This is a genomic window from Rhizobium ecuadorense (genome assembly GCF_001187535.1).
Classification (GTDB): domain Bacteria; phylum Pseudomonadota; class Alphaproteobacteria; order Rhizobiales; family Rhizobiaceae; genus Rhizobium; species Rhizobium ecuadorense.
The window spans coordinates 1-214 of the sequence record NZ_LFIO01000631.1 but is presented as its reverse complement, the minus strand read 5'-3'; the positions used below and the strand labels follow the sequence as shown (position 1 = coordinate 214).

Here is a 214-nt window from a genome sequence, read left to right as displayed (position 1 = left end):
CCTGGCACATATGGATCGGATCAGTTGCAGTCATTATTGATCTGTCGCATCACTTGGCCGCTGCGACCATCTTTTTGGCATTCGTTTAGGACAACACCAGTGATTTACCTGCTTCGCCACGGCGAGACCATTTGGAACACCTTGGGTCGGTTCCAGGGCCAAAAAGATTCACCACTTACAGCGCGCGGTATCGAACAGGCCGAACAAATGGCGA

At 51.9% G+C, this 214-nt stretch carries 1 protein-coding gene; it reads left to right on the top strand.

Annotated elements, in window-relative coordinates:
- Positions 1 to 99: 99 nt before the first annotated feature.
- Positions 100 to 214: phosphoglycerate mutase family protein (locus tag AF337_RS40270; protein ID WP_160320293.1), on the top strand; the 115-nt coding region annotated here is incomplete at its 3' end.